The following is a 17,314-nucleotide window of genomic DNA, read 5'->3' on the forward strand; positions in this document are numbered from 1 at the left end:
TCTCCGCGCGAAATCAGAGCTTCGCCAGAAGCCCCTCGATATCATCCATCGTCACGACGCTGACCGCGTCCGCATCCGGCGCGATGCGCTTGACCATGGGGCCGAGCACCTTGCCGCCGAACTCCACGAACTGCGCCACGCCCGCCGCTTCCATTGCCAGCACCGATTCGCGCCAGCGGACCATGCCCGTCACCTGCGCCACCAGCAGCGCACGGATCGCGCCCGGATCGGCGACCGGCGCCGCCTCGACATTGGCATAGACCGGGACCAGCGGCGCGCGGATCGTCGCTTCGGCGAGGGCGGCGTCCATCGCGTCGGCGGCGGGCTGCATCAGCGGGCAGTGGAACGGTGCCGACACCGGCAGCAGGACGGCGCGCTTGGCGCCCAGGTCCTTGGCCAGCGCCACCGCCTTCTCAATCGCGGCACGGTGGCCCGAAATCACCACCTGGCTCGGGTCATTGTCATTGGCGACCGTGCAGACCAGCGGCTCGCCACCCTCGGCCAGCATCGCATCGACCGCCGCGCCCGCAATGACCTTCGCCTTTTCGAGGTCCGCGCCCAGCAGAGCGGCCATCGCGCCCTCGCCCACCGGCACCGCCGCCTGCATCGCCCGGCCGCGCAGCTTGAGGAGACGCGCCGTCGTCGCCAGATCGAAGGCATCGGCCGCGCACAGCGCAGTATATTCGCCCAGCGAGTGGCCCGCGACGAAATCGGCCTTTTCCGACAGACGGGCGCCGCCTTCCTTCTCCAGCACGCGCAGGGTCGCGATGGCATTCGCCATGATCGCGGGTTGCGCATTCTCGGTCAGGGTCAGTTCGTCGGCGGGCCCCTCGACCATCAGGCGATAGAGATGCTGGCCCAGCGCCTCGTCGACCTCCTGGAACACCTCGCGGGCGACCGGGCTCGCCTCGGCCAGTGCCTTGCCCATGCCGACGGCCTGGCTGCCCTGGCCCGGAAAGATGAATGCACGCATATGTCGTTCTGCCATGAAACGGTAATAGGATGGCCCGCGCGGTAGAAAGGTCGCCCGCCGCTGGCAAGTCCGAGGCCCCTTCGCCGCTTGCCTTTTGCCGCCAAATCGCTATGAGCCAGCGCACCATTGGGCGGGAAGCACCTGCTTCACCCGCCCTCATGCCATTTTGGCGTGACGGTATTGAAGTATGGAAGACAGCCGGAGGGGTGTCCCACATGGGGTGGGCATCAGCGATCGGCCAACATAAGGTAAGCTGCATGGCTCTTTACGAGCACGTGTTCCTTGCGCGCCAGGATCTGGCACAGGCGCAGGTGGACGCGCTGGCGGAAGCCGCCACGAAGATCGTCGAGGACAATCAGGGCAAGGTCGTGAAGACCGAGACCTGGGGCCTGCGTTCGCTGGCGTACAAGATCGCCAAGAACCGCAAGGCGCATTACGTCATGCTCGAAATCGACGCCCCCGCGGGTGTCGTCGCCGAGCTGGAGCGCCAGACCCAGATCAACGAAGACGTGATCCGCTACATGACCGTCAAGGTTGACGGCCATGAAGAAGGTCCGTCGGTGATGATGCGCAAGCAGGAGCGCGACCGCGAGCGTCGTGCCGATCGTGGCGAACGCCCCGACCGCGCTGACCGCCCCCGTCGTGATCGTGAAGAGGAAGCCGCATAATGGCCCGCCCGTTTTTCCGTCGCCGCAAGAGCTGCCCCTTCTCCGCGAAGGACGCGCCCCGGATCGACTATAAGGACGTCCGTCTGCTCCAGGGCTTCGTGTCCGAGCGCGGCAAGATCGTGCCTTCGCGCATCACCAGCGTGTCGGCCAAGAAGCAGCGCGAACTGGCCCAGGCCATCAAGCGCGCCCGTCACCTGGGCCTCCTGCCCTACGTCGTGAAGTAAGGAGTCCTAGAGATGGACGTTATTCTGCTTGAGCGCGTCGAGAAGCTCGGCGCCATCGGCGACGTGGTCACGGTGAAGGACGGCTTTGCCCGTAACTTCCTGCTGCCGCGCAAGAAGGCGCTGCGCGCCAACGAAGCCAACAAGAAGGTGTTCGAGGCCAACCGCGCCCGCATCGAAGCCGAGAACGCGAACCGTCGCGCCGAGGCCGAGGTCGAGTCGAAGACCTTCGAGAACGCCACCGTCACCCTGATCCGTCAGGCGTCGAACGTCGGCCAGCTGTACGGCTCGGTCGCGGTGCGCGACCTAGTCGAGGCGCTGGTCGCCGACGGCCACAAGGTCAACAAGAGCCAGATCGTGCTCGACCGTCCGATCAAGGCGATCGGCCTGTACGACGTGCGCGTCGCGCTTCACCCGGAAGTGGCCGTGACCGTCAAGGTCAACGTTGCCCGCTCGCCGGAAGAAGCCGAGATGCAGGCGCAGGGCGTCGACGTCATGGCCTCGATGTTCGAGCGTGACGAAGCCGGCTTCACCGAGGATTACGATCCCAACGCAGAGCCCGGCGCCACCGCCGAGGTTCAGCCGGAGCAGGAAGAAGAAGCGCAGGGTTAATCTCCAGCGCTTCGGCTTTCCGCCGATACAGGAAGGGCCGCCCGGTCATGCCGGGCGGCCCTTTTTGCGTTCTGGAAGACGACAATGTCCGGCGCGGCTTGCGACTGCGCCAGCCGGCTTACGGGCAGCTGACGCAGGCTCCGACCATGGCGGCCAGAGGGATCAGCGCGAAAAACAGAGGCATAATATGTTTCATATGGAAAACCGTCCAAGCCCTTATTGGAACCGATAATACACGGCGCCGTGCAAAAGTTGCGTTAAGATGAACAGGAAACCCGAAATATTTTCGGCTGATCGCTCTATTGGCTCGTGTCGTCGTCAAAACAAGGGTGTCCAGCCCGGATCACGGGCCGTCCCTCCAATCGGTTCTGTCGTCCCCTCCCCCGTTTCTCCTGATGCCGACGGGCCGACTTATCCGACGGTCATTTGGTCACATCGGCATCACCACTGCCATCCTTCTCGGCCCCTGGACCGACCAGTGATTTCAGGGTCAGCCGCACGACTTCCTGTCGGAGCACCGCTGCTTCGGCACTGTCGACGGGAAGCTGCTTCAGCGATTGCTCGACCCCCAGTATCGCCTCACGCGTACGCGAAAGTTCGGCGCGCCGGACCAGTTCGCGGCGATAGGCACTCACATCGCTATTGTTGTTCGCCGCCTTGAGCAGAAGTTCGAGGCCTTTGTAGAACGAGCATTGGGCGTGATAGGCATTCACGTCGCGAATGGCGTCGTCGATCGACCACGCCTCGAGCGCCTGACCATAATGTTTCTGAATGTCGGCCTGACGCAACTGGCGCTCCGACCAGATCACCTGGCTGATCGCCTGTGCGATCGTGTTACGATAGACGTGAACGTTGATATGGTCGCGGCTGGCCCCCGCGAGGGTCGCTCCGCCCGCCAGGATCGATTTGGCAAGATCGCCCGAGACGATCGACGCTGCCGTGGAAAAGCCCGTCCCAAGAATGCTGAGCGTGGTGTTCACCGTCGCCTCATTGGCGGTCAGTCGCCCGAGTTCCTGAACGCAGATATCATCCGACTGCTTGATAAGGATCGAGGTCAAGCGATTGCGATAGATCGAATTTTCAGTAGCCATCGCGTAGGCCAGATTGCGCCGATCGCTAATCCCGTAATGCGGCGTCCTGCCCTCCTCGCGATCATATCGGGCATCGACTTCCGGAAAGGCGAAGCAATCGAGGTTGATCGCGCCCATGCGGGTGTCCGATCCGCTGGCCATGACCAATGGACAGAATTTCTGCGGATAGGCGGCGGTCGAGACCGGGTTGACGCGACTTTGCGCTTCCAGAGCGTTGCGCTGACTGGCGCATCCCGTCAGGGACGCGCCGATACCCAAAACGCCGATCACCGATCGCCACGACGATGCCCTGCCAAACGTCATAATGCCCCCATTATTTCGTCACGAGTCCCGGGCGACGATACTATGGGGTCAAACAGGCATCGCCATCCTATCGTATCCGGATCGGTGGAACTGATCCGCTCCGGCCGGTGATAGCGGGCAGGCGATCACTTCCGCCCGAACAGCTTCTCAATATCGCCATGCTGCAACTTCACCCAGGTTGGACGACCGTGATTGCACTGGCCGGAGTGCGGCGTGATCTCCATTTCGCGAAGGAGGGCGTTCATTTCCGCGACCGACAGGATGCGACCCGCACGGACCGACCCGTGGCAGGCCATGGTCGCCGCGACATGGTCCAGGCGCTCGCGCAGCGACAGCGCCTGATCGAACGCCGCCAGTTCGTCGGCCAGATCGCTCACCAACCCCTTGGGATCGCTCTGCCCCAGCAGTGCCGGGGTCGCACGGACCAACATCGCGGTCGGCCCGAAGCGTTCCAGGTCCAGTCCGAAGTCGCTCAATTCCTCCGCGCGCGCCTCCAGACGGTCGCAGGCGGGTTCGTCCAGTTCCACCACTTCGGGGATCAGCATCGCCTGCGACGCGACCCGCCCGCCGGTGAGTGCGGCGCGCATTCGCTCCAGCACCAGCCGTTCGTGCGCGGCATGCTGGTCGACCAGCACAAGGCCATCCTCGGCCTCGGCGACGATATAGGTCTTGGCCACCTGACCGCGAGCGACGCCCATCGGGAATTGCCGGACCTCGGGCGGGGCCGCGAAGGCGGCTTCGGCGCGGGCGAGCGGCGGCGGGGAGGAGAAGCCGGGACGCGGGGCGAAGAGCGACTGGCGCTCCATCACGCGCGCCTCGGGTGCCGCGGGACCCCAGTCGTCGGCGGGCGGCGGTGCGGACGGGGCCACGCCAGCGACGCTCTCGCTCTGCCACATCGCCAGCGCCGACTCCGGCGGTCGCTGCACGCTGCGATGCCCGGCTTCGTCGAGCGCGCGACGCAGGCCCGAGACGATCATGCCTCGGATCAGAGCGGGGTCGCGAAATCGGACCTCGGTCTTGGCGGGATGGACGTTCACATCGACTTCAGTCGGTGGCAGATCGAGGAACAGGGCAACCACGGCGTGGCGATCACGTGGCAACATCTCCGCATAAGCCCCTCTGATCGCACCCATCAGCAGGCGGTCGCGGACCGGACGCCCGTTGACGAACAGATATTGGTGATCGGCAATACCGCGATTGAAGGTCGGGATGCCCGCTACCCCGCCCAGCGTCACGGAGTCCCGAACCCAGTCGATCGCGACCGAATTCTCCGCCAGCGCCCGGTCGGTCAACCCGGCGACACGGCCGGGCCGCTCCTCACCACCCGGCACGGTCAGCACCCGCCGGCCGTCATGTTCCAGTGTGAAGGCAATGTCCGGCCGGGCCATGGCCAGGCGACGGACCATATCGAGACAGGCGGCATATTCCGACCGGGGGGAGCGCAGGAATTTGCGCCGGGCGGGGACGCGAGCGAACAGATCCTCAACCACGATCCGCGTGCCCGGCGGCACGGCGGCGGGCCCGTCACGCAGCACCTCGCCATTGTCGACCACCCGGCTCCAGCCGTCGCGGCCTGCCGGGCGGCTCTCAATCGTCACCCGCGCCACGCTGGCGATGGAGGGCAGGGCTTCGCCGCGAAATCCGAGGGTTACGACCGATTCGATCGCCTCGTCCGGCAGCTTGGAGGTACAATGCCGCTCCAGCGCGAGCGCCATATCCTCCGCCGACATGCCGCAACCATCGTCCGCGACCTCGATCCGGCCGACCCCGCCTTGACCCAGCGCGACCGCGATCCGTGTCGCCCCGGCATCGATCGAATTTTCGACCAATTCCTTCAACGCACTGGCGGGCCTTTCCACCACTTCACCGGCCGCGATACGATTGACGAGATGGGGAGGCAGACGCCGTATTGACATGCGGCAAACCCTAGCCCAAGCGACGGCATCCCGCGACCCCGCAAATGACGGTGCAGGTGCCTGTGACGGCTCTTGGCGGCGGTTCGGGATATGAGTCCAAGCCCACCCCGGTCCACAGACGGAACGAAAGCCTCGATGCCCCTCCCCCGCTTCCTGAAATTCATGTCGCAAGACATGGCGATCGACCTCGGCACCGCGAACACCGTGGTCTATGTCCGCGGACGCGGCATCGTGCTGAACGAGCCGTCCGTCGTCGCGGTCGAGACGATCAACGGCATCAAGAAGGTAAAGGCGGTCGGCGACGACGCCAAGCTGATGATGGGCAAGACGCCGGGCAATATCGAGGCGATCCGTCCGCTTCGTGACGGCGTGATCGCGGACATCGACGTCGCCGAGCAGATGATCAAGCACTTCATCCTGAAGGTGCACGGCCCCCGCAAGTTCGCGCGCTGGCCCGAGATCGTGATCTGCGTGCCGTCGGGTTCGACCAAGGTCGAGCGGCGCGCGATCCGCGACGCCGCCTCGAACGCGGGCGCCAGCCAGGTCTTCCTGATCGAGGAGCCGATGGCCGCCGCAATCGGTGCCGACATGCCGGTGACCGAACCGATCGGATCGATGGTCGTCGACATTGGCGGCGGCACGACCGAAGTTGCGGTGCTGTCGCTCCGTGGCCTGGCCTATACCACCTCTGTCCGCGTCGGCGGCGACAAGATGGACGAGTCGATCGTCTCCTATGTTCGCCGCAACCATAACCTGCTGATCGGCGAAGCCACCGCCGAGCGGATCAAGCAGGAAGTCGGCATCGCGCGTCCCCCAGCGGACGGCATCGGCGTGACCATCCAGATCAAGGGCCGTGACCTCGTCAACGGGGTGCCCAAGGAAATCCAGATCAACCAGGGCCAGATCGCCGAGGCGCTGTCCGAACCGGTGGCGACCATCGTCGAGGGCGTCCGCGTCGCGCTGGAGAACACCGCGCCCGAACTGGCCGCCGACATCGTCGACCAGGGCATCGTCCTGACCGGCGGCGGCGCGCTGCTCGAAGGGCTGGACGAGGTGCTGCGCGACGAGACCGGCCTGCCGGTCACGGTGGCGGAAGACCCGCTGACCTGCGTCGCCCTGGGAACCGGCCGTGCGCTGGAAGACCCGATGTATCGCGGCGTCCTGCTGAACGGCTAACCTCCAGCATAAGGGGACCGGCGCATGGCGCCCGCCCGCGACCGTCGCACCGGTTTCTCGCGACGGCGGCAATATGGAGCTTTCCTGGCCTATGTGCTCGCGGTGGCGGGTGCGGTGGTGGGTGCGGTGCTGCTTGTCGCATCGACCTTCAACCCGCCCGCCTTCGGCGCGTTGCGCATGACGCTGGGCAGCGTGACCGCGCCGGTTTCGTCGGGGTTCGTCATGATCGGGGATGCGGTGAAGGGCGTCCCCGATGCCATCGGCCAATATTTCTTCGTCCATTCCGAAAACCAGCGCCTGCGCGCCGAACTGGAGCAGTCGCGCAAGCTGCTGCTGACTGCACGGACCATCGCCTATGACAATCGCCGGTTGCGGCGGCTGCTGGCGGTGCGCGACCGGACGCCCGACACGGTCGCCACCGCCCGGCTGGTCAGTTCGACGGGGGCCAGCGGCCGGCGCTTCGCCCTGCTCAACGCCGGACGCTGGCAGGGCGTAGCGGCCGGTATGGCGGTGCGCGGTCCCGAGGGGCTGATTGGCCGCGTGACCGAGACGGGCCCCGCCGCCGCCCGCGTCCTGCTGCTCACCGATCCGGAAAGCATCGTGCCGGTTCGTCGCACCCGTGACGGCTTGCCTGCCATCGCGGTCGGGCGCGGCGACGGTTTGCTCGACGTCCGCTCGGTCAACACCAATGTCCGGCTGGCCAAGGGCGACCTGTTCGTCACTTCGGGCACGGGCGGTCTTTATACCCCCAACATCCCGGTCGCGCGCATCCGGACCGATGGCGGCGACGTGGCGATTGCGCGCCCCTTCGTCCATCCCGACACGCTGGATTTCGCGATCGTTCAGCGCGCCTTCATGCCGATGCCGCCATCGGCGCCGGCACCCCGGCCGTGACCCTCGACAACTTCAACCCCTTCGACCCCGGACTCCCCCCCGCCCGCGCTCGTGCGCTGCCGTGGCTGACCGTGATGGCCGGTTCGCTCGTCGCCATCGTGCCGGTGGTGGCGATCGTTCCGTTGCAGCCGCCGATGGGCTTGTTGATGCTGCTCGCCTGGCGGCTGGTCGCGCGCTTCGCGTTGCGGCTTTGGGCGGCGGCACCGCTGGGGTTGTTCGACGATCTGTTGTCGGGCCAGCCCCTGGGCTCGGCGATGCTGCTCTGGTCGCTGACCTCGCTCGCCATCGATCTGTTCGAGCATCGGCTGGTCTTCCGCGACTTCTGGCAGGACTGGCTGATCGCGAGCGGCGCCATCGCCTTCTGCCTGATCACGGGGCGTTTCCTGGCGGTGCCGGTCGGCGCGCAAGTGGATGCGCCGCTGATCCTACAGATCGTCATCACCATCCTGCTCTTTCCCATGGCCACCCGACTGGTCGCCTGGATCGATCGCAAACGCGGCCGCAATGAGGTAGGGGTCTGACATGGAACGCCAGGGGCGGATCATGACCGAGGCGGCGCAGGCCTATAGCTTCTCGCGCCGCGCCTTCGTGCTCGGCGCGGCACAGGGCGCGGTCGGGCTGATGCTAGCCGGGCGGATGGCGTGGCTGTCGATCGCGCAGAACGAGAAGTATAATCTCCTCTCCGAGAGCAACCGCGTCAACACGACGATGATCCCGCCGCGTCGCGGCTGGCTGATCGACCGGCACGGCCACCCGATCGCGAACAATCGCACCGATTTCCGCGTCGACATCATTCCCGACCGGCTGGAGGACAAGGACCGCGTTCTCGCGCTATTGCGCCAGATCCTGAAGCTCGACGACGAGGCGATGAACCGCATCCGCCTCGACCTCGAACATGCCGCCGGGTTCCAGCCGGTGCAGGTGGCCGAGCGGCTCGATTGGGAGCGCTTCGCAGCGGTCAGCGTCCGTCTGCCCGAATTGCCCGGTGTGCAACCGACGCGGGGCTTTGCGCGCTTCTACCCGGCCGGCCCCGCGGTCGCGCATCTGACCGGCTATGTCGGCACGCCCACCGCCGAACAGTTCAAGGCGACCCACGACCAGTTGCTTGTCACCCCCGGCTTCAAGCTGGGCAAGGACGGGCTGGAGAAGATGCTGGAGCCGTATCTGCGCGGCAAGCCCGGCGCCAAGCGCGTCGAGGTGACCGCGCGGGGCAAGGTCGTGGCCGAACTCGCCACCCGCCCCGACGTGCCGGGCAGGAATATCCGCCTGACCATCGATGCGGGGTTGCAGGAATATGCCGCGCGGCGTCTGGGCACCAATTCGGGATCGGCAGTGGTGCTCGACTGTCGCACGGGCGAGACGCTGGCCATGGTGTCGATGCCCGCTTACGACCCCAACAGCTTTTCGGACGGGATCAGCCATCTCGAATGGGCGATGCTGTCGGAAAACGACCATGTTCCCCTGATGAACAAGGTCACCCAGGGGCTGTATCCGCCGGGATCGACGGTCAAGCCGATGAACGGCCTGGCCCTGCTCGAAGCCGGGGTCGGTGCGGACGACCGCGTGCTGTGCACCGGCGCGATGCGGGTCGGCACCGGCGTCTTCCACTGCCACAAGCGCGGCGGGCACGGTGCCCTCAACCTGAAGGGCGCGATCGAGCAGAGCTGCGACATCTATTTCTACGAGATGATCCGGCGCATGGGGTATGACCGGATCGCGCCTGTCGCGCGGATGCTGGGGCTGGGCCAAAAGTTCGACCTGCCGCTGAATACCCAGCGTTACGGCACCGTGCCCGATCCGGCGTGGAAGCTGAAGAAATACAAGACGAAATGGACCATCGCCGATGGCCTGAACGCGTCGATCGGCCAGGGCTATGTACTCGCCAATCCGCTTCAACTCGCGGTGATGGCGGCGCGGATCGCGTCGGGCCGCCATCTCAAGCCCAGCCTGTTGTCGCATCAGCTCCATCTCGACGCGCCCGCGCTCCCTGTTGCCTCCGAACATCTGGCGGTCGTGCGCGACGCGATGTTCGGTGTCGTCAACCAGGGCGGCACCGGCGGCGCGGCGCGGATGCTGGTTCCCGGCGTCTCGCTGGCGGCCAAGACCGGGACCGCGCAGGTCCGCCGGATCACCATGGCCGAACGTCGCATGGGCGTGCTGAAGAACGGGCAGCTTCCCTTCAAGCTGCGTGACCATGCGCTGTTCGTCTGCTTCGCGCCTGCCGACAATCCGCGTTATGCCGCCGCGGTCGTGCTGGAGCATAACGGCCATACCGTGCGCAATCTCGATACGCCGCTGATCGGGCGGGACATCATGACCTATTTGTTCGACCGCGACCGCGCGCTGGCCTCGCTGGCGCAGGACGAACCGACCTGGGGCGGCGACATCGCCACGCGGATGCGGGCCGAGGAAGCCGCCTATCGCGCCGCCCATTCGCCCAAGCCCGCCTCCGCCGCGACCAAAACCGATGCGGGGGCCGCCACCGACGCGCCTGCCGTCGAGGCGGCGACCAATGTTTCGGATGCACAGGCCGAGGCGATGGCGACGCGCGAAACCGATCCCAGCGACGATGCGGCGGACCCCAATCCATGAGCGGCCGCATCATTCCCGAACCCATCGCAAAGCTGCCATGGCGCGTGATCCTGCTGGTCATGGCGATCGGCTGTTTCGGGCTGGTCGTGCTCTATTCGGCGGCGGGCGGTTCGCTGACCCCCTGGGCCAAACCACAGGGGGTGCGGTTCTTCGTCCTGCTGGCGGGTTCGCTGGTCCTGTCGCGGCTGCCGCTCGACCTGTGGCGACGCATCGCCATGCCGGGCTATCTGCTGCTCGTCGTCGCGCTGGTGCTGGTCGAATTGCTGGGCGCGGTGCGCGGCGGCAGCCAGCGCTGGCTCGACGTCGGTTTCATCCGCTTGCAGCCGTCCGAGTTGATGAAGCTGTTCATCGTGCTGGGCGCGGCGCGCTTCTACGAACTCATGCCGCCCGCCGAGACGCGGCGCTTTTCCGGCATCTGGCCGGTCGCGGCGATGATCGGCGTGCCCGCCGCGCTGGTGATGAAGCAGCCCGATCTGGGCACCGCGCTGATGATCTGCGCGGGCGGGGCGACGGTGATGTTCCTGGCGGGTGTGCCGTTACGCCTGTTCATCGGGGGCGGCATCGCACTGGCGGTCGCCGCCCCGCTCGCGGTCAATTTCGTACTGCATGACTATCAACGCAACCGCGTGCTGATCTTCCTCGACCCCGAGAGCGATCCGCTGGGCACCGGCTATCATATCAGCCAGTCCAAGATCGCGATCGGTTCGGGCGGCATCTGGGGCAAGGGATTCCTGAACGGCACTCAGAGCCATCTGGACTATCTGCCCGAGGGGCATACCGATTTCGTCTTTGCGACCATGGCGGAGGAATGGGGGCTGGTCGGCGGGTGCCTGCTGATCCTCGCCTTCCTAATGGTCATTCGCTGGGGGTTGAACGTGGCGCAGGCCGCGCCGAACCGGTTCGCGCGCCTGACGGCGGCGGGGCTGTCCACGACCATCTTCATCTATGTCATGGTCAATCTGATGATGGTGATGGGCCTCGCGCCGGTGGTCGGCATTCCCCTGCCGCTGGTCAGCTATGGCGGGTCGTCGCAGATGACGGTGTTATTGTGCCTGGGCATCCTGATGGCCATCGACCGCGAAAACCGCCGCGCCGCGCGCTGGTAGCGCCGCATAATTTCGCAGGTGGGCGCAAAAACCATTTGCAAAGCCCGACACGGATGCTAAAGGCGCGCCTCCCGATCACGAGGCAGGCCGGACGGCCAGGGCAGCGTGACGATCGGACGCATAGCTCAGTTGGTAGAGCAGCTGACTCTTAATCAGCGGGTCCTTGGTTCGAGCCCAAGTGCGTCCACCAGTTTCTCCGACGGCTCCGCAGCGATGCGGGGCCGTTGTGCTATGGGGCCGTCCGGCCCCCAACGGGATAGATGATTGATGGCAGGATATAAGGTTCCCGGTTTCGCCGATCGTGCATCGGCCTCGCGCGATGCCAAGGCGGCAGCGCTCGAAAAGTTGCGCAACAAGGCCGCGCCCGATCCGGCAGTGGTTGCCGCCCGCGCCGCCGCGCGCGCAGCCAAGGAAGCCGCCGAGGCCGAACGCCGCGCCGCGCACAAGGCTGCGATCGAGCAGGAAAAGGCCGCTCGCGAAGAAGCCCGCGCCAAGGCCCAAGCCGAGGCCGAAGCGGCCGCCGAAGCCGCTGCTGCCGCCGCACGCCCGCCGGTGGTCCCCACCGCCGCCGAACTGAAGGCGGCCCGTGACGCCCGCTACGCCGCGCGCAAGGCTCGCCAGGGCAAATGACCCCCCGCGAGCTGCTCGGCATTGCCGAAGTGCCGGGCGGCGAGCCCCTGCGGCTGTTCCGCCGGGGCAAGGACTTCATGATCGTGCTCGACCGCAACGAACTGATGAGCACGCGGATGAGCGGCTCGGAAGTGGCGTTGGGCACAATGACCTGCGACCGGCTGGCGGGACGGCGTGCGCCGCATCTGCTGATCGGTGGCTATGGCATGGGCTTCACCTTGCGCGCCGTCCTGGCGCGGCTGGGGGCGGATGCGCGGATCACCGTGGCGGAACTGGTGCCCGGCATCATCGAATGGGCGCGCGGGCCGATGGCGGCGCTGACCGACGGATGCTTGGACGACCCCCGCGTGACGCTCGCCATGGGCGATGTCGGCAACGCCATCTATGCGGGGCGCGGCCAGTATGACGCGATCCTGCTCGACGTGGACAATGGACCGGACGGGCTGACCCGGCCGGACAATGACGGGCTCTACTCGCTCCGGGGCCTGGAGGAAGCGCGCGTCGCGCTGCGCCCTGGCGGCGTGCTCGCCATCTGGTCCGCCGCGCCCGATCCGGTGTTCACTCGGCGGCTGTCTCGCGCGGGCTTCACCGTCGACGAGGTGAAGGTGCGTGCCCGCGAGAATGGCAAGGGCGCGACCCACACCATCTGGTTCGCGGTCCCGCGCTGAAACCATTTCCCTCCCCTGCCCGTGCAGGGGAGGAATTTAGGCCGATACTAATCGTCCTCCCGCTTCGCGCCGTCCAATTCCCGGCGCAACCGTTCCTGCTCGGCGGCGTCGCGCTGCTTCTGTGCCTTGGTCCGACCGAAGCGCGCCCGGTTCTCGGTCGCCTGTTGCTCGGCGGCCTTGCGAACCAGACTTTTGCGGGCCTGGCGAAAGTTGATGATCTCGGCCATCAGCGCCGCCGCAACCGGCGGAACAGCCCCTTTCGGCTCGTGGAGGACTCGAACATCTCGTCCGGGCCTTCGGGATCGAGCACTTCATTGTCCGCGAGCCATTCCTCGACGCTGGACAGATCGGGCGCTTCATAGGGACGCAGCGTCCGTCCCTCGGTGCCCCGCAGCGCCTCGACCGCCGCGATCAACGATCCGTTACGCTCGACCGCATCGTGCACCGTGGCGGGGGAAACGCCCAGATGCTCGGCCAACAGATCGTCGCGGATCGCCGCGATACGCTGCCCCGCCGCGCTGTCCGGCTCGACCGCGATGGCGAGGTCACATTCGGTGTCCAACCGCATCGAGCGGTTGTTGAGGTTGGACGACCCCAGCCGGAACACGCGATCGTCCGCGATCAGGATCTTGGCATGGCAGTAGATCGGCTCCCCGCCCGCCGTGAACGGATGATAGAGTCGCAGCCGCCCATGCCGGTCCCGCCGCCGAAGCGCCTCGATCAGCCTTGCGCGCGCCGTGTCCATCGCGATCGGCTCCAGCCATCCTTGCGCGGTCAGCGGATTGATGATGACGAATTCAGGGCCATTCTCTTCGTCCAGCCGCCGGGCGATCGCCTCCGCTACCCGGCGCGACGCGAAATATTGGCTCTCGATATAGAGGTAGCGTTCGGCCCGAGCGATCTGGGCGAGGAACAGCGCCTCATTCTCATGCACGGGCGTCTGATCGTCCATCTCGGGCATGGTGCGCGCGATCGCCACCGGCTGGTCGATGAAATCGGGCTCGAGCCCCTCGGGCCAGCAGCTTGCACCCGGGACGGCAGGTGCCATCGGCTTGCCCCCGGCGGCGTGCCACCGCGTCCGGAACAGCTCGCCCAGCGCCTGCGTCACGGGGCCCTCGACCGCGCTGATCGCGTCGTGCCACGGCTTGTAGGGCTGACCGCCCGGGCGCCTGCGCCGCGGATCATCGTCACGATGCTCGCGCGTGTCCCAGCGGTCACTGGTCATGTCGATGCCCCCGCAAAAGGCCAATTGGTCGTCGATAATGACGATCTTCTGATGATGCGAGGCGGCGATCGGGTGATGGCCATCCAGCTTGGTATGGATGCGCTTGTGCGCCATCCACTTCAGGACCGTGAAGAAGGTTCGCCCCCGGAACAGCGACTTGATCGCGCCGGTGTCCCAGCGGAGCAGGTAAATCTCCAATTCCGGCTGGCGCTGCACCAGCGAGTAGATGAAGTCGCCCACCGTCTCGCCCGGCGCGTCGTCATGATCCAGGACGATGCGCGCGTCGAAGTCCCATCCGATCAGCAATATCTGCCGCCGCGCGTTCAGCATCGCACGGCGGGCCATGCGAAAATATCGCTCCGCATCGACGATGACCGCCATCCGGTCGGCCTGCTCGATCCGCCAGCATTCCTGTCCGACCTTAAACCTCGATCTCCCCGTTTGCGACCGCTTCATGCCCGCCCCTTCCGGGGCTGGCAAACGGGCAAACGGTTGCGAGGACGAAATGGTCCGCCGATCCGGGCGTCAGGTCGTCGCGAAAATTCTGTAACGGGTGGGACGCAGCGACAGCCGCTCCCCCGTTTCGGCCCGCGTATCGACGGGCAGGTCGAAGGTCAGCGGCTCGGTCAGCCCGGTCATCTCGGCGGTGATGCGGCGCGACCGGCCGATCGGGCGGCTGGTCAGGACGGTCACGGCCAAGGCGTCGGTCGCATCCGCCCCGATCGGCTCGACGTCGTGCGGGCGGATATGGAGTTCTCCCGCGCCCTGCCCGTTCGCTTCGTCGCGAAGCGTCGCCAGCCCCCGGCCGACGACCGCCAGGCCGTCGCCGCGCGTAACCGGCAGGCAGTTCGTCTCGCCGATGAAGGACGAGACGAAGGCGGTGGCCGGCTTGGCCTGAACCTCATGCGGGGTGCCGATCTGCTCGATCACGCCGCCACGCATGACGACGATCCTGTCGGCCAGTTCCAGCGCCTCTTCCTGGTCGTGCGTCACGAAGATCGAGGTCAGACCCGTTTCGTCATGAATACGCCGCAGCCAGCCGCGCAGATCCTTGCGCACCTGGGCGTCTAGCGCGCCGAAAGGCTCGTCCAACAGCAACAGGCGCGGCTCGATCGCCAGCGCGCGGGCCAGCGCCACGCGCTGACGCTGGCCGCCCGACAGTTGGGCCGGGTAGCGATCGCCGACATCGGGAAGCTGAATGAGCGCAAGCAGTTCCGCGACCTTGGCCGCGATCGCCCCCTTGGCGGGCCGATCGCGCCGCTTGCGCACCGTCAGGCCGAAGGCGATGTTCTGCGCCACCGTCATATGGCGGAACAGCGCATAGTTCTGGAACACGAAGCCGATCCGCCGCTCGGCCGCCGGGGTGCCGGTCATGTCCTGTCCCTCGAACAGGACATGACCCTCATCGGCGAAGTCCAACCCCGCGATGGTCCGCAACAGCGTCGTCTTGCCCGACCCCGACGGCCCCAGCAGCGCCAGAAACTCGCCCGGCCGTGTCTCCAGCGAGACCCGGTCCAGCGCGGTGAAGCCGCCGAAGCGGCGGGAGATATTGTCGACAGTGATGCTCAATGCGCGGCTCCCGCCCGGTGGATGCCGAAACGCCATTCCAACACGGTCTTCACTCCCAGGGTCACCAGCGCGAGCGAGGCGAGCAGAGACGCCACCGCGAACGCGCCGACAAAGTCATATTCATTGTACAGGATTTCGACATGCAACGGCATGGTGTTGGTCAGCCCCCGGATATGCCCCGACACGACCGACACCGCGCCGAACTCGCCCATCGCACGGGCATTGCACAGCAGCACGCCATATAGCAGCCCCCAGCGAATATTGGGCAGGGTGACATGCCAGAAGGTCTGCCAGCCACTCGCGCCCAGTGATCGCGCCGCTTCTTCGTCGTCGCGTCCCTGTTCGGCCATCAGCGGGATCAGCTCGCGCGCGACGAAGGGAAAGGTGACGAAGACGGTCGCCAGCACGATGCCGGGCACCGCGAAGATGATCCGCACGCCATGTTCGGTCAGCCACGGCCCCAGCCAGCCCTGCGCGCCGAACAACAGGACGAAGATCAGCCCCGACACCACCGGCGACACCGAAAAAGGCAAATCGATCAACGAGATGAGAAAGCTTTTTCCGCGAAAGTCGAACTTTGCGATCGCCCAGGAGGCAGCCACGCCGAACACCGCATTGACCGGCACCGCGATCGCCGCGACCAGCAGGGTCAAGCGGATCGCCGCCAGCGCGTCGGGATCGACGAGCGCTTCGAGGAAGACGCCCCACCCCTTCGCCAGCGCCCCCGCGAAGACCATGACCAGCGGCAGGAACAGGAACAGCGCCAGGAACAGGAACCCGACGCCGATCAGCGCCCGCCGCGCCCAGGGGCTTTCATGGGTTGTAGGATTGGAGCCGCTCATCGCGTCCCCCGCTTGGCGCGCCACGCCTGGAGCAGATTGACGAACAACAGCATCGCAAAGGACAGGATCAGCATGACGCAGGCGATGGCCGTCGCGCCGTTATAGTCGAACTGTTCGAGCTGGGTGATGATCAGCAGCGGGGCGATCTCCGACTTGAAGGGCATGTTGCCCGCGATGAAGATGATCGAGCCATATTCGCCCACCCCGCGCGCGAAGGCCAGCGCGAAGCCGGTGAGCAGAGCGGGCGCGATGGCGGGCAGGATGATCCGGCGGAATGTCTGACCGCGCGTCGCGCCCAGCGTCGCGGCGGCCTCTTCCACGTCACGCCCCAGGTCCGCCAGCACCGGCTGAACCGAGCGAACAATGAAGGGCAAGCCTATGAAAACCAACGCGATCGTGACGCCCAGCGGGGTATAGGCGACCTTGATCCCCAGCGGTGCGAGCAACGATCCGATCCAGCCATTGTCCGAATAAAGCGATACCAGGGCGATACCCGCCACCGCCGTGGGCAGCGCGAAAGGCAGGTCCACCGCCGCGTCGATCAGCTTCTTGCCGGGAAATTCGTAGCGGACGAGGATCCATGCGATCAGCAGTCCGAACACCGCATTGACCGCCGCCGCCGCCAGCGCCGCGCCGAAGCTCAAGCGATAGGCGGCCAGCGCGCGCGGCGACAGCCCGACCTCGGCAAAGCCTTCCCAGCCCATGCCCGCCGCCCGGATGACGAGGGCCGACAGCGGCACGAGCACGACCAGCCCCAGCCAGAACAGGGTCATCCCCATGGTCAGGCCGAAGCCCGGCAGCGCCGAGCGGCGCTTCTTAGCTCTCATG

General features: G+C 66.4%; 18 protein-coding genes and 1 tRNA gene. 11 read left to right on the forward strand and 8 right to left on the reverse strand.

Going from position 1 to position 17,314, the window contains the following annotated elements:
• Positions 1–13: 13 nt before the first annotated feature.
• Positions 14–973, reverse strand: coding sequence for an ACP S-malonyltransferase (fabD, locus tag NZL82_RS01315; RefSeq protein ID WP_261267975.1), 960 nt, complete (start codon positions 971–973; stop codon positions 14–16).
• 257 nt (positions 974–1,230) lie between these two features.
• Here fabD and rpsF point away from each other — a divergent pair, with 257 nt between their 5' ends.
• From rpsF to rplI, 3 genes are read left to right on the forward strand one after another with little or no spacing between them, the layout of a single operon-like run.
• Positions 1,231–1,641, forward strand: coding sequence for a 30S ribosomal protein S6 (gene rpsF / locus NZL82_RS01320; protein WP_037567458.1), 411 nt, complete (start codon positions 1,231–1,233; stop codon positions 1,639–1,641).
• Positions 1,641–1,865, forward strand: coding sequence for a 30S ribosomal protein S18 (rpsR, locus tag NZL82_RS01325; RefSeq protein WP_007403456.1), 225 nt, complete (start codon positions 1,641–1,643; stop codon positions 1,863–1,865). The genes rpsF and rpsR overlap by 1 nt, the downstream gene beginning before the upstream one ends.
• 12 nt (positions 1,866–1,877) lie before the next feature.
• Positions 1,878–2,474, forward strand: a complete 597-nt coding sequence (rplI, locus tag NZL82_RS01330) for a 50S ribosomal protein L9 (RefSeq protein ID WP_261267976.1) — start codon at positions 1,878–1,880, stop codon at positions 2,472–2,474.
• A 422-nt stretch (positions 2,475–2,896) separates the two neighbouring features.
• Here the strand turns inward: rplI and NZL82_RS01335 are convergent, their stop codons facing one another.
• Entirely contained in the window at positions 2,897–3,835 is a 939-nt protein-coding gene (locus NZL82_RS01335; RefSeq protein WP_261267977.1) for a hypothetical protein, read from the reverse strand.
• 158 nt (positions 3,836–3,993) lie between these two features.
• Positions 3,994–5,784, reverse strand: a complete 1,791-nt coding sequence (gene mutL, locus NZL82_RS01340) for a DNA mismatch repair endonuclease MutL (protein WP_261267978.1) — start codon at positions 5,782–5,784, stop codon at positions 3,994–3,996.
• Positions 5,785–5,919: 135 nt separating this feature from the next.
• Between mutL and NZL82_RS01345 the strand changes: the two genes are divergently transcribed.
• The 8 genes from NZL82_RS01345 (at position 5,920) to NZL82_RS01380 (ending at position 12,850) form a co-directional block, all read left to right on the forward strand.
• On the forward strand, positions 5,920–6,960 hold the full coding sequence (locus NZL82_RS01345) for a rod shape-determining protein (RefSeq protein ID WP_261267979.1): 1,041 nt from the start codon (positions 5,920–5,922) through the stop codon (positions 6,958–6,960).
• A 24-nt stretch (positions 6,961–6,984) separates the two neighbouring features.
• Positions 6,985–7,854: a rod shape-determining protein MreC gene (gene mreC / locus NZL82_RS01350; RefSeq protein ID WP_261267980.1), complete on the forward strand. Its 870-nt coding sequence runs from the start codon at positions 6,985–6,987 to the stop codon at positions 7,852–7,854.
• Positions 7,851–8,375: a rod shape-determining protein MreD gene (locus tag NZL82_RS01355; protein WP_261267981.1), complete on the forward strand. Its 525-nt coding sequence runs from the start codon at positions 7,851–7,853 to the stop codon at positions 8,373–8,375. Before mreC ends, NZL82_RS01355 begins: the two co-directional genes overlap by 4 nt.
• 1 nt (position 8,376) lies before the next feature.
• Positions 8,377–10,446 (forward strand): penicillin-binding protein 2, encoded by a 2,070-nt coding sequence (mrdA, locus tag NZL82_RS01360; RefSeq protein WP_261267982.1) that lies wholly within the window; start codon positions 8,377–8,379, stop codon positions 10,444–10,446.
• Positions 10,443–11,552: a rod shape-determining protein RodA gene (gene rodA, locus NZL82_RS01365; protein ID WP_261267983.1), complete on the forward strand. Its 1,110-nt coding sequence runs from the start codon at positions 10,443–10,445 to the stop codon at positions 11,550–11,552. Before mrdA ends, rodA begins: the two co-directional genes overlap by 4 nt.
• Before the next feature lie 114 nt (positions 11,553–11,666).
• Positions 11,667–11,742: transfer RNA gene (locus NZL82_RS01370), tRNA-Lys, on the forward strand.
• A gap of 77 nt (positions 11,743–11,819) precedes the next feature.
• Positions 11,820–12,182, forward strand: a complete 363-nt coding sequence (locus NZL82_RS01375; protein WP_261267984.1) for a DUF6481 family protein — start codon at positions 11,820–11,822, stop codon at positions 12,180–12,182.
• Complete coding sequence (locus NZL82_RS01380) at positions 12,179–12,850, forward strand: spermidine synthase (protein WP_261267985.1); 672 nt, start codon at positions 12,179–12,181, stop codon at positions 12,848–12,850. The genes NZL82_RS01375 and NZL82_RS01380 overlap by 4 nt, the downstream gene beginning before the upstream one ends.
• 47 nt (positions 12,851–12,897) lie before the next feature.
• Here the strand turns inward: NZL82_RS01380 and NZL82_RS01385 are convergent, their stop codons facing one another.
• From NZL82_RS01385 to cysT, 5 genes are all read right to left on the reverse strand, one after another.
• Positions 12,898–13,077, reverse strand: a complete 180-nt coding sequence (locus NZL82_RS01385) for a DUF4169 family protein (RefSeq protein ID WP_261267986.1) — start codon at positions 13,075–13,077, stop codon at positions 12,898–12,900.
• Entirely contained in the window at positions 13,077–14,531 is a 1,455-nt protein-coding gene (locus NZL82_RS01390) for a phospholipase D-like domain-containing protein (RefSeq protein WP_261267987.1), read from the reverse strand. The genes NZL82_RS01385 and NZL82_RS01390 overlap by 1 nt, the downstream gene beginning before the upstream one ends.
• A gap of 69 nt (positions 14,532–14,600) precedes the next feature.
• Positions 14,601–15,644, reverse strand: coding sequence for a sulfate/molybdate ABC transporter ATP-binding protein (locus NZL82_RS01395; protein ID WP_261267988.1), 1,044 nt, complete (start codon positions 15,642–15,644; stop codon positions 14,601–14,603).
• The gene (gene cysW, locus NZL82_RS01400) at positions 15,641–16,486 is read right to left on the reverse strand and encodes a sulfate ABC transporter permease subunit CysW (protein WP_261267989.1); all 846 of its coding nucleotides are present in this window, start codon (positions 16,484–16,486) and stop codon (positions 15,641–15,643) included. The genes NZL82_RS01395 and cysW overlap by 4 nt, the downstream gene beginning before the upstream one ends.
• Positions 16,483–17,313, reverse strand: a complete 831-nt coding sequence (cysT, locus tag NZL82_RS01405; RefSeq protein WP_261267990.1) for a sulfate ABC transporter permease subunit CysT — start codon at positions 17,311–17,313, stop codon at positions 16,483–16,485. The genes cysW and cysT overlap by 4 nt, the downstream gene beginning before the upstream one ends.
• Position 17,314 lies beyond the last annotated feature (1 nt).

The organism is Sphingomonas sp. LC-1 (genome assembly GCF_025371035.1).
GTDB lineage: Bacteria > Pseudomonadota > Alphaproteobacteria > Sphingomonadales > Sphingomonadaceae > Sphingomonas > Sphingomonas sanguinis_E.